The 15,556-nt window shown below is 63.5% G+C and carries 12 protein-coding genes; 7 read left to right on the top strand and 5 right to left on the bottom strand.

From position 1 onward, the window contains the following. Position 1 precedes the first annotated feature (1 nt). Complete coding sequence (gene ku, locus AC2ETI_RS01050; RefSeq protein WP_172932851.1) at positions 2-841, bottom strand: non-homologous end joining protein Ku; 840 nt, start codon at positions 839-841, stop codon at positions 2-4. A 149-nt stretch (positions 842-990) separates the two neighbouring features. Between ku and AC2ETI_RS01045 the strand changes: the two genes are divergently transcribed. Beyond that, the gene (locus AC2ETI_RS01045) at positions 991-1,962 is read left to right on the top strand and encodes an alpha/beta hydrolase (protein WP_483633465.1); all 972 of its coding nucleotides are present in this window, start codon (positions 991-993) and stop codon (positions 1,960-1,962) included. A gap of 15 nt (positions 1,963-1,977) precedes the next feature. Here the strand turns inward: AC2ETI_RS01045 and AC2ETI_RS01040 are convergent, their stop codons facing one another. Both AC2ETI_RS01040 and AC2ETI_RS01035 read right to left on the bottom strand, forming a co-directional pair. Continuing rightward, positions 1,978-3,108, bottom strand: coding sequence for a lycopene cyclase family protein (locus tag AC2ETI_RS01040; RefSeq protein ID WP_483633464.1), 1,131 nt, complete (start codon positions 3,106-3,108; stop codon positions 1,978-1,980). Between the two features lie 10 nt (positions 3,109-3,118). Next, complete coding sequence (locus AC2ETI_RS01035; RefSeq protein ID WP_483633463.1) at positions 3,119-3,904, bottom strand: SDR family oxidoreductase; 786 nt, start codon at positions 3,902-3,904, stop codon at positions 3,119-3,121. Between the two features lie 129 nt (positions 3,905-4,033). Between AC2ETI_RS01035 and AC2ETI_RS01030 the strand changes: the two genes are divergently transcribed. Continuing rightward, positions 4,034-5,665 (top strand): ABC-F family ATP-binding cassette domain-containing protein, encoded by a 1,632-nt coding sequence (locus tag AC2ETI_RS01030; protein ID WP_020907739.1) that lies wholly within the window; start codon positions 4,034-4,036, stop codon positions 5,663-5,665. 60 nt (positions 5,666-5,725) lie between these two features. Here the strand turns inward: AC2ETI_RS01030 and AC2ETI_RS01025 are convergent, their stop codons facing one another. Together AC2ETI_RS01025 and acnA are read right to left on the bottom strand one after the other, a co-directional pair. Further along, positions 5,726-6,292, bottom strand: coding sequence for a TetR/AcrR family transcriptional regulator (locus AC2ETI_RS01025; RefSeq protein ID WP_003944970.1), 567 nt, complete (start codon positions 6,290-6,292; stop codon positions 5,726-5,728). Positions 6,293-6,393: 101 nt separating this feature from the next. Then, positions 6,394-9,195, bottom strand: coding sequence for an aconitate hydratase AcnA (gene acnA, locus AC2ETI_RS01020; RefSeq protein ID WP_019748421.1), 2,802 nt, complete (start codon positions 9,193-9,195; stop codon positions 6,394-6,396). Positions 9,196-9,651: 456 nt separating this feature from the next. Between acnA and AC2ETI_RS01015 the strand changes: the two genes are divergently transcribed. The 5 genes from AC2ETI_RS01015 to AC2ETI_RS00995 all read left to right on the top strand — a co-directional run bounded on the left by AC2ETI_RS01015 (position 9,652) and on the right by AC2ETI_RS00995 (position 15,554). Continuing rightward, complete coding sequence (locus AC2ETI_RS01015) at positions 9,652-10,242, top strand: Rv1476 family membrane protein (protein ID WP_259120904.1); 591 nt, start codon at positions 9,652-9,654, stop codon at positions 10,240-10,242. Positions 10,243-10,693: 451 nt separating this feature from the next. After that, the gene (locus tag AC2ETI_RS01010) at positions 10,694-12,241 is read left to right on the top strand and encodes an NlpC/P60 family protein (protein ID WP_029255350.1); all 1,548 of its coding nucleotides are present in this window, start codon (positions 10,694-10,696) and stop codon (positions 12,239-12,241) included. A gap of 150 nt (positions 12,242-12,391) precedes the next feature. After that, a complete protein-coding gene (locus AC2ETI_RS01005) occupies positions 12,392-13,588 on the top strand; it encodes an AAA family ATPase (RefSeq protein ID WP_019748425.1) in 1,197 nt (398 codons plus the stop codon). Then, positions 13,585-14,577 carry a DUF58 domain-containing protein gene (locus AC2ETI_RS01000; protein WP_483633462.1) on the top strand — a complete coding sequence of 331 codons (993 nt, stop codon included), beginning with the start codon at positions 13,585-13,587 and terminating at the stop codon, positions 14,575-14,577. The genes AC2ETI_RS01005 and AC2ETI_RS01000 overlap by 4 nt, the downstream gene beginning before the upstream one ends. Beyond that, positions 14,574-15,554: a VWA domain-containing protein gene (locus AC2ETI_RS00995; protein ID WP_003944878.1), complete on the top strand. Its 981-nt coding sequence runs from the start codon at positions 14,574-14,576 to the stop codon at positions 15,552-15,554. The genes AC2ETI_RS01000 and AC2ETI_RS00995 overlap by 4 nt, the downstream gene beginning before the upstream one ends. Positions 15,555-15,556: the final 2 nt, after the last annotated feature.

Genomic DNA, 15,556 nt, shown 5'->3' with positions numbered 1-15,556 from the left:
CTCAGGCTCGTTTCTTCCTCGGTGTCGTCGACTTCGACGAGCCGGCCTTGGAGGCGTTCGACTTCGCTTCGTCCACACTGCGCTGCAGTGCGGCAACGAGGTCGACCACCTCTGCATCGGTGCCCTCTTGGTCGACCTCGGCGGCGGGGATGACCTTCTTGCCGCCGTTCTCGATCATCTCGTCGAGCAACTGCCGCAGTTGGAGCTGGTAGTCGTCGGTGAACTCGGTCGGATCGAAATCGCCCGCCATGCTCTCGACGAGCGTCTGCGCCATCTTCAGTTCCTTGGCCTTCGGCTTCTCCACGTCGTCGAGTGAAGGGAACTCTGCTGCGCGAACTTCGTCGGGCCACAGCAACGTCTGGATCACGAGGACGCCGTCGCGAGCGCGCATCGCGGCCAGGCGCGTCTTCTGTCGCAGAGTGAAATGCACCAGTGCCGTTCGATCACTCTCGGTGAGCACAGTCGAAAGCAGGACGTACGCCTTCGGCGACGCCGAATCGGGTTCGAGGAAGTAACTCTTCTCGAACAAGATCGGATCGATCTGATCGTTCGGCACGAATTCCAGCACCGGAATCTCGTGCTTCTCCGCGGCCGGGAGTTTGTTGAAGTCCTCGTCGCTCAAGATGACGCGCGATCCGTCTTCCGAGTCGTACGCCTTGTCGATGTCCGCGAACTGAACCGTGTTTCCGCACTCGGAACACACACGGTTGTACTTGATGCGGCCACCGTCTTTTGCATGGACCTGGTGAAATCGGATGTCGTGGTCCTCGGTCGCCGAGTACACCTTGACCGGAACGTTGACCAGACCGAAGGCTATCGAGCCTTTCCAAATCGAGCGCATGCCTCCCATGATGGTCGCCCCCAGCCGATTGCGCGAGGCAAACGCTCACGGTTGATCCCGAACCGTTGCGTCCGGGTGGGCCGGTTCGAGGCGCGGCGAGCGGGTATCCGCTCCGAGAATCCGACTCGCACACCTGGGGGCATACTCCGATGAGTATCCGAACCTACCGTCGACGCGTAGCAGCAGCGCTGGCAATTTCACTGGTTCCACTGCTGTTTGCGCCTTGGCCCGCGAACGCAGATCCGGCACGCACCGTAACCATCAGCGTCCACTCCGATGCGATGGGCCGCGACATTCCACTTGAGGTGATCCTCCCCGCCGACACGAGCGCCCCACGGCCCACGTTGTATCTGCTCAACGGCGCCGGTGGTGGCGAGGACAGTGCAACGTGGGAAGGACGGACCGATGTCCTGGACTTCTTCGCCGACAAGAACGTCAACGTCGTGACGCCGCTGGAAGGAGCGTTCAGCTACTACACCGACTGGCAGAAGGACGATCCCGTACTCGGACGCAACAAGTGGCAGACGTTCCTCACTCGCGAACTGCCGCCAGTCATCGATGCGCAGTTCGGTACCAACGGGGTCAACTCCATCGCGGCGATCTCGATGACCGCGACCTCGGTACTCAATCTCGCGATCTCAGCCCCAGGGCTGTATCGGAGTGTCGGGGCCTACAGCGGGTGCGCGGAGACTTCCACCCAGCCGGGTCAGGACTACGTGCGACTGGTGGTCGGTGCGCGGGGTGGCGCTGATCCGACAAACATGTGGGGACCGTTCGACGGTCCGGGATGGCGTGAGAACGATCCCGTCGTGAACGCGGAGAAGCTGCGGGGGACCGAACTGTACGTCTCCACCGGATCCGGGCTGCCAGGTCCGCACGACAACCTTCAGGCGCCCGATGTGAACGGAAATCCCGGAGCACTCCTGAATCAGATCATCGTCGGCGGCATCATCGAATCCGCGGTCAACGGGTGCACACACGGATTGGCGGACCGACTGAACGCATTGGGCATCCCCGCGACCTTCGACTTCAAGCCGACCGGAACCCACTCGTGGGGTTACTGGCAGGACGACCTCCACAATTCGTGGCCGATGATCGCCAGTTCGATGGGAGCGCAGTAGTCGGTGCGGATCTAGTCACCGGAGAAACGGCGCGCGCATCAACGTCTTTCTCACGTGCCACGGTGACGATCGGAACAGTGTTGCCATCACTTTCGCCGTCGCGGCCGCGTCCCGCCGATCGGAAAGGTATGACCGCTGAGCCTCGACCGGTAGATCGAAGAACTTGTCGAAGAATGTGGTGACTTCGCCCGAGTCGAGGGTGAGAAGTGCGTTCAGACCAACGCGGCGGAGAGCGGATACCGCCTTGGCCGAGCGAGGCCAGAGTGCCGCGTTCGGATCTTCACCGTCGGCGATTGCTTTCGCGACAGTGTCGGCCTCGGCGAGTGAGGAGGCAACGCTGTATCCGGTTCCCGGATGCATCAGACCGCCTCGCCCGCCGAACCGGAGGACAGCGTCCGGGGACGAGTCTTTCGGGCCTTCGACCGCAAAACGGACTCGCTCGACCGGCGCGTCGTCGGGGACTTCGCAGCCCCGATTGTGAAGTCGGGTGCGCAGACGTGTTTCGAGTTCGCGCAACCCCAACGCCGGCCGGCCGACGAGGCAGGTCTCCTCGAGGAGGACTCGCTCGTCGTCGAGCGGGACCGCGTAGAGAAACGACGGAGTGTCGGCGTCGGAGGTGCCGTTGTCTGTTCGCCAGTCCATGAACCAGGCCTCGCTGCCGCCCAGAATCGGATCGGCCAGAGCTCGGTCCACGATCATTCCGAAGGCCGTCTGCTGCGCGGTTGTCACTGCCAGATCGGTGCCTCGGGCGTCGACGACGACGGATCCCGTCAGCTGCGATCCGTCCACGCACACGACGGTGGTGGTGGACAGTGTTTGAGCGCGTAAGCCTCTGACCTTTATGGATGTGTCGGAGAGAAATGATTGCAGTAAAGGTGTATTCAATACGCAATAGATGCGATCAAGCGTTTTCTGCCCGCTGGTCCACACGCTCGGGCGTTCGATTCGGCTCGCGATCACCTCGTCCGGCAGCCACGACGGCAGCTCGTCTGCCCACGCCGAGTACGTCGGCGTCCACACCCGATGAGGATGCGGATCGACAACGACAACGGTGAGTTGCCGGGCGATACAGCGCGTCGCGAGTGCCCGCCCCGCGGGCCCGCCGCCCACGATCACCACGTCGGCGGAGGAGTCGAGTGTGCTCATGATCGGCGCACTACATCGATCCCGTTGCGAGCAGACCGCCGTCGACCCGGACCGTTTCGCCGGTGATCCATGCCGCCGCGTCGGAGACGAGGAAGCCGACCAAGCCGGCAACGTCCTCGGGGGTGCCGAGCCGCTTCATCGGGTAGCCCGCCGACGCCTTGTCCTCGCCGGCAGCGACCAGGGCTGCCGCGAACTGCGTCTTGACGATCCCGGGAGCTACGGCATTGACACGAATCTTCGGTCCCAGTTGCCAGGCCAGTTCTTCCGTCAACCGGATGAGCGCAGCCTTCGACGCGCCGTACGCCGCGATGACGCCCGTCGACCGGATCCCGGCCACACTTGCCAGGTTCACGACGGCTCCACCGTGTTCACCCATCCACGCCCGATGTGCTTGTTGGACGTAGCCGAGGGCGGCAACCACGTTCACGTCGAAGATCTTGCGCACGGCGTCGAGGTCCGCCTCCATGAGCGAACCGAAGACGGGATTGATTCCGGTGTTGTTGACCAGAATGTCGAGCGAACCGAACTCGGCGACGGCGCGGTCGACGGCACCGGAGCGGGCTTCGGCATCGGCTGCGTTGCCCGCGAATGCGACGACCTTGCCGCCGTGCCCCAGAGCGGACAGTTCGGATGCAGCGGCCTCGAGGGGCTCCGGCTTGCGGGCTGTGATCAAGACGTCGGCGCCGCGAGCGAGGAGTTCGGCGGCGACAGCTTTGCCGATTCCGCGACTTGCGCCGGTGACGATGGCGGCGCGGCCTTCGAGGTCGCGAGGACGAGTGCTGTTTTCGCTAGTCATGTCCCGAACGTTAGCGGACTCACACGCTCCTGGTCGGAACGACCGTCAGGTCACGGTAAAATCGATAGTTCTTGTGTCTGTAGTCAGGCATTGTTTACCCGTATTCGTCGTTTTTCCTGAGGAGTTTGCTTGATTACCGCCACTGACCTCGAAGTTCGTGCCGGTGTCCGCACCCTTCTCACAGCTCCCGGGCCTTCGCTGCGCATCCAGCCGGGCGACCGGATCGGACTCGTCGGACGTAACGGTGCCGGAAAGACGACCACTCTGCGCATCCTCGCCGGTGAAGGTGAGGCATATGCGGGAAGCGTCGTACGTACCGGTGAACTCGGATACCTCCCGCAGGACCCCAAAGAGGGCGACCTGAGCATCCTCGCCAAGGACCGGGTTCTCTCTGCCCGCGGCCTCGACACGATGCTCCGCGAGATGGAGAAGCAGCAGATCCTGATGGGCGAGGTGCTCGATCAGGAATCTCAGGACCGCGCGGTCAAGAAGTACGGCCAGCTCGAGGATCGATTCTCGGCCCTCGGCGGCTACGAAGCCGAGAGCGAAGCCGCACGTATCACCAGCAGCCTCGGCCTCGAGGACCGTATTCTCGGGCAGCCGCTCAGCACGCTGTCCGGCGGTCAGCGTCGTCGTGTCGAATTGGCGCGAATCCTCTTTGCCGCCTCCGACGGCAGCGGTGCCCGCTCGGACACCACTCTGCTGCTCGACGAGCCCACCAACCACCTCGACGCCGACTCCATCACCTGGCTGCGTGGATTCCTCCAGAACCACGAGGGCGGACTGGTGGTCATCAGTCACGACGTCGACCTGCTCAACGACGTCGTCAACCGTGTGTGGTTCCTCGATGCCGTCCGCGGTGAGGCCGATGTCTACAACATGAACTGGAAGAAGTACCTCGACGCTCGTGCCACGGACGAGCAGCGTCGTCGCCGCGAGCGCGCGAACGCCGAGAAGAAGGCCGGTGCGCTGCGGATTCAGGCTGCGAAGATGGGTGCAAAGGCAACCAAGGCCGTCGCGGCTCAGAACATGGCCAAGCGAGCCGACAAGTTGATGGCGAACCTCGATGCCGAACGTGTCTCGGACAAGGTTGCGCGGATTCGTTTCCCCGAGCCCGCCGCTTGTGGCAAGACTCCGCTGATGGGCAAGAACCTCACCAAGGTGTACGGCTCGCTCGAGATCTTCACCGGTGTCGATCTCGCGATCGATCGTGGGTCTCGTGTGGTTATCCTCGGACTCAACGGTGCAGGTAAGACCACACTGCTCCGCATCCTCGCGGGCGCGGAGAAGGCGGACGCGGGTGAGCTGATCGCCGGTCACGGACTCAAGGTCGGCTACTTCGCTCAGGAGCACGACACCCTCGACGACGACGCGTCCGTGTGGGAGAACATCCGCCACGCTGCGCCGGATACAGGGGAGCAGGAACTGCGTTCTCTGCTCGGTGCCTTCATGTTCACCGGCCCACAGCTCGAACAGCCGGCCGGAACGCTCTCGGGTGGTGAAAAGACGCGTCTGGCTCTGGCCGGTCTGGTGTCGTCCGCTGCCAACGTTCTGCTTCTCGACGAGCCCACCAACAACCTGGACCCGATCTCACGCGAGCAGGTGCTCGACGCGCTCCGCAGCTACACCGGTGCCGTCGTCCTGGTCACCCACGATCCGGGCGCTGCCGAGGCACTCAACCCCGAGCGGGTCATACTCCTGCCCGACGGCAACGAGGACCACTGGTCGCAGGAATACCTCGAGCTGATCCAGCTCGCCTAACCCCCTGTGAGTGGTTAGGGAGTCCCCGCACTCCTCAACCACTCACAGGGGCGAAGCCCCTCAATCTCGCCGCCGCACCGATTCCTCGACCAGATCGAGAACCGCTGACAGGTTGTCGACGCCGTGGCCGGAGGCGATTCTCGCGACCAGGCCGTCCATCACCAGATCCAGATACCCGATCAGAATTTCGGTGGGAACGTCGTCACGGAGCCGACCGGCCGATTTCTGTCTGGCGAGGCGCGCACTGGTCGCTTCCGTCAGTTCTACGGAGCGCTGTGACCACTTCTCGCGGAAGTCGGCGTCATTGCGCAGTCGACGCGCTATCTCCAGTCGCGTTCCCAGCCAATCGAATTGATCGGGCTGCGCGAGCATGTCCCGCATGACCTGGACGAGGCCCTCTTCGGCGACGACATCTGCCATCCGGCTCGCATCCTCGCTTGCGAGAGCGAGGAACAGGCCGTCCTTGTCCTTGAAGTGATGAAAGATCGCTCCTCGGGACAAACCGGTGACTTCTTCGAGACGGCGAACTGTGGCGCCGTCGTAGCCGTATTCCGCAAAGCAGCGGCGGGCGCCGTCAAGGATCTGACTGCGCCGTGCCGCGAGATGGTCTTCACTGACCTTGGGCACGTTGTTGTCCTCGTCTCGCGCTTTCTTTGTGCTCTGAACGCACGTGGCGGACTCAGCACCTCGCTGAGTCCGCCACGTGGGTTAGAGCAGGGCTCGGTTGACTAGCCCCGGATCATGTTGCGAAGCACATACTGCAGGATGCCACCGTTGCGGTAGTAATCCGCTTCGCCGGGGGTATCGATGCGTACGACTGCGTCGAACACGACCTTCTCGCCGTTCTCGCGCGTCGCCGTGACCTTCATGGTCTTCGGGGTGACGCCCTCGTTGAGCTTCTCGACGCCTTCGATGTCGAAGGTCTCGGTGCCGTCGAGCTTGAGCGAACCTGCGGACTCGCCGACCGGGAACTGCAGCGGGACAACGCCCATGCCGATGAGGTTGGAGCGGTGGATGCGCTCGAACGACTCGGTGATGACGGCCTTGACGCCGAGCAGGCTGGTGCCCTTGGCTGCCCAGTCACGCGAGGATCCGGAGCCGTACTCCTTGCCGCCCAGGACGACCAGCGGGATGCCGGCTGCCTGGTAGTTCTGCGACGCGTCGTAGATGAATGCCTGCGGTGCGCCTTCCTGCGTGAAGTCGCGGGTGTAACCACCGGAGACGTCGTCGAGGAGTTGGTTACGCAGACGGATGTTCGCGAACGTTCCGCGAATCATGACCTCGTGGTTACCGCGACGCGAGCCGAGGGAGTTGTAATCCGCACGCTCGACGCCGTGGGAGTCGAGGTACTGCGCAGCGGGGGTACCGACCTTGATCGGACCTGCCGGGCTGATGTGGTCGGTGGTGACCGAGTCGCCGAGCAGTGCGAGGACGCGTGCGCCCTTGATGTCCTTGACCGGAGCCGGATCCATCGTCATGCCGTCGAAGTAAGGTGGCTTCCGCACGTAGGTGGAGTTCACGTCCCACTCGAAGGTGTCACCCTTCGGGGTTTCGAGGTTCTGCCAGCGGCTGTCGCCCGCAAAGATGGTTGCGTACGACTTGCGGAACATGTCCTGGTCGATCGAGGACTTGATCGTCTCTTCGATTTCCTGCGTGGACGGCCAGATGTCCTTGAGGTAGACGGGGTTTCCGTCGGTGTCGTTACCGAGCGAATCGGTCTCGAAGTCGAAGTCCATGGTTCCGGCGAGGCCGTATGCAATCACGAGCGGCGGGGAAGCCAGGTAGTTCATCTTGACGTCGGGGGAGATACGTCCCTCGAAGTTACGGTTACCCGAGAGCACCGCGGTGACCGAGAGGTCGTTGTCGTTGATGGCCTTCGAGACTGCCTCGGGCAGGGGTCCGGTGTTACCGATGCACGTGGTGCAGCCGTAACCGCCGAGGTAGTAACCGAGCTTCTCGAGGTACGGCCACAGGCCGGCCTTCTCGTAGTAATCGGTGACGACCTGCGAACCGGGAGCCATGTTGGTCTTGACCCACGGCTTGGTGGCGAGGCCCTTTTCGACGGCGTTGCGTGCGAGCAGTGCAGCACCGAGCATGACCGACGGGTTGGACGTGTTGGTGCAGGAGGTGATACCTGCAACAACGACGGCGCCGTGGTCGAGAACGAACTCACCGGCGTCGGACTTGACGACGACCGGCTTGCTCGGACGGCCTTCTGCACCGTTGGCAGCAGAGAGAACGTCGACCGCTCCGTCGTCGGCAAACGACAGAACCGCGGGATCGGAAGCCGGGAAGGACTCTTCGACGGCCTCGTCGAGCTGGGTGTGCTCGGTCGGGTAGTTCTCTTCCACGTAGTTGTGGATGTCCTTGCGGAACGCAGTCTTGGACTCCGACAACAGGATTCGGTCCTGCGGGCGCTTCGGGCCGGCGATCGAGGGAACAACGGTTCCCAGATCCAGCTCGATGTACTCCGAGAAGACGGGTTCCTTGTCGGGGTTGTGCCACAGGCCCTGTTCCTTGGCGTACGCCTCGACGAGAGCGAGCTGCTCGTCGCTGCGGCCGGTGAGGCGCAGGTACTCGATGGTCTCGGCGTCGATCGGGAAGATCGCTGCGGTGGAACCGAATTCGGGGCTCATGTTGCCCAGCGTTGCGCGGTTCGCGAGCGGAACCTCGGCAACACCGTTGCCGTAGAACTCGACGAACTTGCCGACGACGCCGTGCTTACGGAGCATCTCGGTGGCGGTGAGCACGACGTCGGTTGCGGTGACGCCGGGCTTGATCTCACCGGAGAGCTTGAAGCCGACAACGCGGGGGATCAGCATGGAGACGGGCTGGCCGAGCATTGCTGCCTCGGCCTCGATGCCGCCGACGCCCCAGCCGAGCACGCCGAGGCCGTTGACCATCGTGGTGTGCGAGTCGGTGCCGACACAGGTGTCGGGGTATGCCTGTCCGTTACGGGACATGACGGTGGGCGCCAGGTATTCGATGTTGACCTGGTGAACGATGCCCATTCCCGGGGGGACGACCTTGAAGTCGTCGAATGCGCCCTGGCCCCAACGGAGGAACTGGTAACGCTCGCCGTTGCGCTCGTATTCGAGGTCGACGTTGCGCTCGAGTGCGTCGGCCTGGCCGAAGACGTCGAGGATGACCGAGTGGTCGATGACCATGTCGGCGGGGGAGAGCGGGTTGACCTTGTTCGGGTCGCCGCCGAGGGTGGTGACGGCCTCACGCATGGTGGCGAGGTCGACGATGCAAGGAACGCCGGTGAAGTCCTGCATGATCACGCGGGCAGGCGTGAACTGGATTTCGATGCTCGGCTCGGCTGAGGGATCCCAGCTCGCGATTGCGCGGATGTGATCCGCGGTGATGTTGGCACCGTCTTCGGTGCGGAGAAGGTTCTCGGCGAGAACCTTCAAGGAATAGGGCAATTTCTCGGTGCCGGGGACGGCCGAGAGGCGGAAGATCTCGTAAGAGTTCTCACCGACCTCGAGGGTTCCCTTGGCTCCGAATGAATCGATACTGGTGCTCACGTCTGCTCCACTCGTCTATGAGGGTCGCTACCGACGGGGCTGTGTCGGCAGCTGAAGCGAGGTACTTCGGCCGGGAAGACCCTCCGTAGCTCACGCCAATCGCACAGTTCGCGTGAGAACTGTCCGAACATCGGAGCTGCAGTAGAACCTGTCCTGACCGGTGGTACCTCTTGGTCCAAGTCTAACAGTACGCTTGTCCTGTGAGAATTCAGGGCAAGTTGACCGAAACAATCTTCATGCAGACTGCGGGCCTGCGCAACGCAGGCTTGGCTGGGTGACCACACCCACAGTTACCGCTCGGGCGGCACGCGCGGCGGTTGCGTGTGACGCCTGGTGGCAGTCGACCTGAAGTAGGCTGCATGCAGGCCCGTCGCGGGTCGGCCGCCGAAAAACGACCTCGGAAGAACTCCCCGCATCTCAGCGGTGGACGGAATCCGAACAGCACCCGGATGAGAGATGTCTGCTCCTACCAATCACGCTTTTGCGCCTGTGCACGTGAAGTCCCCGTTGCACGTCGCTGTTCCGTCGGATGTCGATCTCGACGACGTGCTCGCGGACCTTTCGACGGACGGCGTCTCCGCCCCGGAGTCCGATGTTGTGGGGCTGACTGCGGTGGTGACCGACGCCCGTGAACGTGGTGTCGACTTGAGCGTCGTAGTGGTCGACGCAAATCCGGGCCGGCCTTCCGATCTTCGCGACCTGGCCACGACGGTCGGCAAAACCGAAGGCGGCACGGTTATCGTTCTGAGCCCAGATTGGATGGGTAGCTACAGCGACTCGATCAGTCGCGTGCAGCTCGAAACCGCGCAGGACCGATCTTTCGGAGAAAGCGCGAGCGTGACCGCGGACCGCTTCTCGCACGAGATCGTGGCGCCGGGTCCGCCGTGGACGCTTTACACGGTCCTTGTCATCGCACTGGTTGCGGTTATTGCCGGAATTACCTTTGCCGTCAAGTGGCGGCGAGAGCCGGAAAACGCGCAAACCAGACATATCGCTTCGACTTCAGAAACGGCGACATCTTCCGACCACCGGGCCGATTCCGTCTGACCTTGGTCCTTTTGCGAGATTTTCAGTAACTCGTCGAAAACAGGTACTCACCGCTGTTTGCGGTGAGTACCTGCCCTTTTTGGTACCTGCATGCCATTCGACCAGCTCAAATACCGTTTGTGTTATTTGTGGCTAAAGTTTCCAAAGAACGCTTGAGTGTCGTACGGTACAACTGGCACTTTTTGGGGAAGAAGTGTCGCAGACAGGCTGATGTTGTTCGACGCGTACTTGTCGGTTGCCTTGTTCTCGAGGTGTCGACGGTGGCGTTCGTACGGCACGTCCAGGTCGACGAGCAGCTCTCGGGCTGTGGGCGACCGGTGCTTGGTCTGCGCATTCCCTCCCCGCACGGATCGGCGACCCAGCGGGCCGTGGCGTTACACGCGAGGGAGAGTTATTTGTGAGGCAAGTAACACGTGGCGGCGAGTCCCGTCGTGGTCCTTCCCGTAAGTCGATGCGCCTGGCGCAACTGGTCATCGGATTCGGCGTTGTCGGGTCCCTGATCGTCGGTACGCCCGCCATGTCCTCGGCCGTACCACCGCCGCCGCCGAATCCGAGTGACTCGGACATCGCTGCGGCCGATTCGCAGGTCTCGTCGAGCGTCGGCACCGTCAGCGCGCTCATCAATCAAGTCGCCTCGGCCAACGAACAGTTGTCGGCACTCGACAACGAAGTTGCGATCAAGCGTGAAGACGTCAACAAGACGCTCGTGGATCTGCAGAACGCTCGCGGCGCCGCAGACACCGCAGCGCAGGCCGTCGGCGTCACCAAACAAGCTCTTAAGGACGCGTCGGCGCAGATCGAGGTCGCTCAGACGGACTTCGACAAGTACGCACGCTCGAGCTACGTCAAGGGCACCAACACCGCGTCCATCTCGTCGTTCCTCGACGCCAAGGGCCCGGGCGATGTCCTCGACCGCGCGCAGGTCCTCAAACTGCTCGCCAATACGCAGAGCGCAGTGCTTGACGGTCTCCAACGAGCACGTACCGAGCAGGCGAACAAGGACTCCGCGACCCGCCAGGCAAAGCAGCAGGCCGACGCCGCCGCCGAGGTCGCGGCACAACTGAAGGATCTGGCCGAGCAGGCGATTCAGATCGCGCGCAACGCTCTCGATCAGCAGGTTGCCAAGAAGGCCGCGATCGAAGCCGAGCGGAACTCCGCTCAGGCTCAGCTCGACGCCGCCCGCAATGCAGTCGCAGGTTTGCAGGGCCAACGCCAGGCGTATGCGACGTGGGACGAGCAGCGTCGCGCCGAGGAAGCTCATCAGAAGGCTCTCGAAGCTGCCGCCAAGGAAGCTGCCGCACAGGCTGCTGCCCGCGCAGCTGCCGACCAGGCCGCCAAGGATCGAGCTGCAGCACTGGCAGCGGCTCAGCGTCCGCATACCGCTGTGGAAGACCCGACTCCGACCGTCATCCCGGACGACGACGACACCTGGACTGACGAGGAAACCGGGACCGACGAGGAAACAGGCACGGACGAAGAGACCGGTACCGAAGAGGAAACGGTCACGACGCCCAAGCCCACCACCCCCAAGCCGACGACGCCGAAGCCCAGCACGCCGAAGCCTTCCGTTACCGGAAGCGCTGCAATCGAATCCGTCATCGACCGCGGAATGTCTCAGCTCGGCGTGCAGTACGCCTGGGGCGGCGGCGACGAAAACGGTCCGACGCGAGGCATCCGTGACGGCGGCGTCGCCGACAGTTACGGCGACTTCAACAAAGTCGGGTTCGACTGCTCGGGCTTGATGATCTACGCCTTCGCCGGCATCGGAATCTCGCTGCCGCACTACACCGGCTATCAGTACACCGCGGGCACGCAGGTTCCGTCTTCGGAGATGAAACGCGGCGACATGATCTTCTACGGCCCCAACGCCAGCCAGCACGTGGCGCTCTACCTCGGTAACGGGCAGATGCTCGAGGCACCACAATCCGGTTCGAGTGTCATGGTCTCCCCGGTTCGCTGGGGCGGAATGACGCCGTACGCCGTCCGACTGGTGTCCTGACCGTCAGAGGAAATGCCGCTGACACCCGCATTGTCAGGGAACTATCAAGTTCCCGACGTGGTGTTACGGCATCGAGCGCAACTACCTGGAATAGTTGACGGGGAACACGTTACTGTCGGTACTTTTCTAGGTGAAAGCGATGGATTCTTGGTGACCTCACGTGAAGATTCGGTCGGAACGGTCGACGTAAGCAAGGCGAGCGGAAGTGCGGACGGAGCAGCACCTTCCCTGGCAGCCGACGTTCAGACCTTGGAACGAGCGATCTACGAGGTCAAGCGAGTCATCGTCGGGCAGGACCGGCTTGTCGAGCGCATTCTCGTCGGACTTCTCGCCAAGGGGCACGTCCTCCTCGAAGGCGTACCCGGTGTCGCCAAGACGCTGGCCGTCGAGACTTTCGCGAAGGTCGTCGGCGGTTCGTTCTCCCGCGTCCAGTTCACCCCCGACCTGGTGCCAACCGACCTCATCGGCACGCGCATCTACCGTCAGGGCCGCGAGGAGTTCGACACCGAACTCGGACCCGTCGTCGCCAACTTCGTGTTGGCCGACGAGATCAACCGTGCCCCGGCCAAGGTGCAGTCCGCGCTCCTCGAGGTGATGGCAGAACGCCACGTCTCGATCGGTGGCAAGCGGTACCACATGCCCGATCCGTTCCTGGTGATGGCGACGCAGAACCCCATCGAGAACGAGGGTGTCTATCCGCTCCCCGAGGCGCAGCGCGACCGCTTCCTGTTCAAGATCCTCGTCGACTACCCGACTGTCGAGGAAGAACGCGAAATCGTCTACCGGATGGGTGTGGCAGCCCCGGAGCCGCACCAGATCCTCGGTCCGGAGGAGTTGGTCAGGCTCCAACGCGTCGCCAGCAACGTCTTCGTCCACCACGCGCTCGTCGACTACGTGGTCAGGGTCATCGCCGCTACGCGTACGCCGCGTGAGGTCGGACTCGAGGACGTCGCGGGCTGGATCGCGTACGGCGCCTCACCCCGCGCGACGCTCGGCATCATCGCCGCGTCGCGGGCTCTCGCTCTCGTCCGCGGCCGCGACTACGTCGTGCCGCAAGACGTCATCGAGGTGATCCCGGACGTGTTGCGCCACCGCCTCGTTCTTTCCTACGACGCCATGGCCGACGAGGTGACTCCCGACGCCGTCATCGCCCGGGTGCTGCAGACCGTCGGACTGCCGCAGATCGCCGCGCGGCCGGTTCCCACCGTTCCCGGTCCGCCTCAGCAGGGCGCACCGCAGGCACCTCAGTTCAACGCACAGGGCACCGCGAATCCACAGGGCACAGTCAATCCACAGGGAAACGGCGCGCCGATCGCGACCGCTGAGACGATGAGTCGCCCGCAGTGACCGAAGGCCGCGACGGTGGCCAGGCGACACCCGCCGGATCCACCGGTTCTCCGCCGTCGTTCCGATCCGGCGAGCTCAGCGATCCCAAACTCACCGCTGCGCTGCGCACCCTCGAGCTGACGGTTCGTCGTCGCCTCGACGGTGTGCTGCACGGCGATCACCTCGGCCTGATTCCCGGCCCGGGTTCGGAACCGGGTGACGCCCGCGAGTATCAGCCGGGCGACGACGTGCGGCAGATGGATTGGTCCGTGACCGCGCGGACGACGCACCCACACGTGCGCCAGTCGGTCGCGGATCGTGAGCTCGAGACGTGGCTTGTCATCGACCTGTCTGCAAGTCTCGACTTCGGGACCGCCGGATGCGAGAAGCGTGACCTGGTTGTCGCCGCAGCCGCGGCGATCACTCACCTGACCAGTTCGGGCGGTAACCGCGTCGGCGCCATCATCTCGACGGGCGCCCAGACAACTCGAATTCCGGCCCGCGGTGGGCGCATTCACGCACAGGCGATGCTCCGCAAGATCGCGACGACTCCGCACGCTCCGGACGGGGTACGCGGTGATCTGGTCGGCGCGATCGAAGCGCTCAGACGGCCACAGCGTCGGCGCGGACTCGCGGTCGTCATCAGCGACTTCCTCGGGCCGATCGACTGGGAACGCTCGCTGCGCGCCATTTCGGGACGTCACGACGTGCTCGGCGTCGAGGTGGTAGATCCGCGCGACCTCGAACTTCCGGACGTCGGCGACGTGGTGCTCCACGATCCCGAGTCCGGCCGGACCAGAGAATTCACCACGACGCCGCAACTGCGCGCCGACTTCGCCAGAGTCGCCGCCGAGCACCGCGTCGAGGTCAGGCAAGCTCTACGTCGTTGCGGCGCACCGCTCATGTCCCTGCACACCGATCGGGACTGGATCGCCGACGTCGTGAGATTCATCTCGGCACGCCGACACAGTTATGGTTCCGGCGCCGGAACTGGGGGCGTTCGTTCGTGAGTCTTTCTCAATTCACCGCACCGTGGTGGCTGCTGTTCCTCGCTGTCATCGCCGCGTTGGTGGTCGGTTACGTACTCGTGCAGAAGCAGCGAGCCAAGCACACACTTCGGTTCACGAACTTCGCACTGTTGGAGAAGGTCGCGCCTTCGCGGCCCGGGCGGTGGCGTCATATTCCGGCGATTCTGATGGTCATCGCATTGGTGTTCTTCACCGTCGCCCTTGCCGGTCCGACGGCAGACAAGAAGGTCCCGCGAAACCGTGCCACGGTGATCCTCGTGATCGACGTGTCGCTGTCGATGCAGGCCACCGACGTCGAGCCGACGCGATTGGCAGCAGCGCAGGAAGCTGCCAAGTCGTTCGCCGACGGTCTGACTCCCGGCATCAACCTCGGGTTGGTCGCATTTGCCGGAACCGCTTCGGTTCTGGTGTCGCCCACCACGAATCGTGACGCGACGAAGGTCGCCATCGACAACCTCAAGCTCAGTGAGCGAACGGCGACGGGCGAAGCGATCTTCACCTCGTTGCAGTCGATCGACACGCTGTCGGCTGTTCTCGGCGGCAGCGATCAGGCGCCACCGGCGCGCATCGTGTTGCTGTCCGACGGTAAGCAGACCGTTCCCGAGAACTCGGACGATCCGCGGGGCGGATTCACCGCTGCCCGTCAGGCCAAGGACAAGGGCGTTCCGATCTCGACCATTTCCTTCGGAACGACATACGGGCGAGTCGAGATCGAAGGAGACCGAATCCCCGTCCCGGTCGACGATGCGTCACTGAAGGAGATCGCCAACCTGTCCGGCGGAAGTTTCTTCACGGCATCGAGCCTCGAAGAACTGCGCCAGGTGTACGACACGCTCGAAGAGCAGATCGGTTTCGAGACGACACGAGGCGATGCGAGTCGACCGTGGTTGGTCCTCGGCGTCGTGTTCGCGACCGCTGGTCTGACGATTGCCCTGGTACGCAGGCAGCGTCTGCCCTGATC

The sequence above is a fragment of the Rhodococcus sp. MurmanLake-1 genome, assembly GCF_056945715.1.
Note: the sequence above shows the minus strand (reverse complement) of the source record. Positions and strands in the feature narration are given on the sequence as shown.

Excerpts from the sequence above, each read along its gene's own strand:
- ku (WP_172932851.1), bottom strand. The coding sequence starts at position 841 with ATGCGCTCGATTTGGAAAGGCTCGATAGCCTTCGGTCTGGTCAACGTT.
- AC2ETI_RS01045 (WP_483633465.1), top strand. The coding sequence starts at position 991 with ATGAGTATCCGAACCTACCGTCGACGCGTAGCAGCAGCGCTGGCAATT.
- AC2ETI_RS01040 (WP_483633464.1), bottom strand. The coding sequence starts at position 3,108 with ATGAGCACACTCGACTCCTCCGCCGACGTGGTGATCGTGGGCGGCGGG.
- AC2ETI_RS01035 (WP_483633463.1), bottom strand. The coding sequence starts at position 3,904 with ATGACTAGCGAAAACAGCACTCGTCCTCGCGACCTCGAAGGCCGCGCC.
- AC2ETI_RS01015 (WP_259120904.1), top strand. The coding sequence starts at position 9,652 with ATGTCTGCTCCTACCAATCACGCTTTTGCGCCTGTGCACGTGAAGTCC.
- AC2ETI_RS01010 (WP_029255350.1), top strand. The coding sequence starts at position 10,694 with ATGCGCCTGGCGCAACTGGTCATCGGATTCGGCGTTGTCGGGTCCCTG.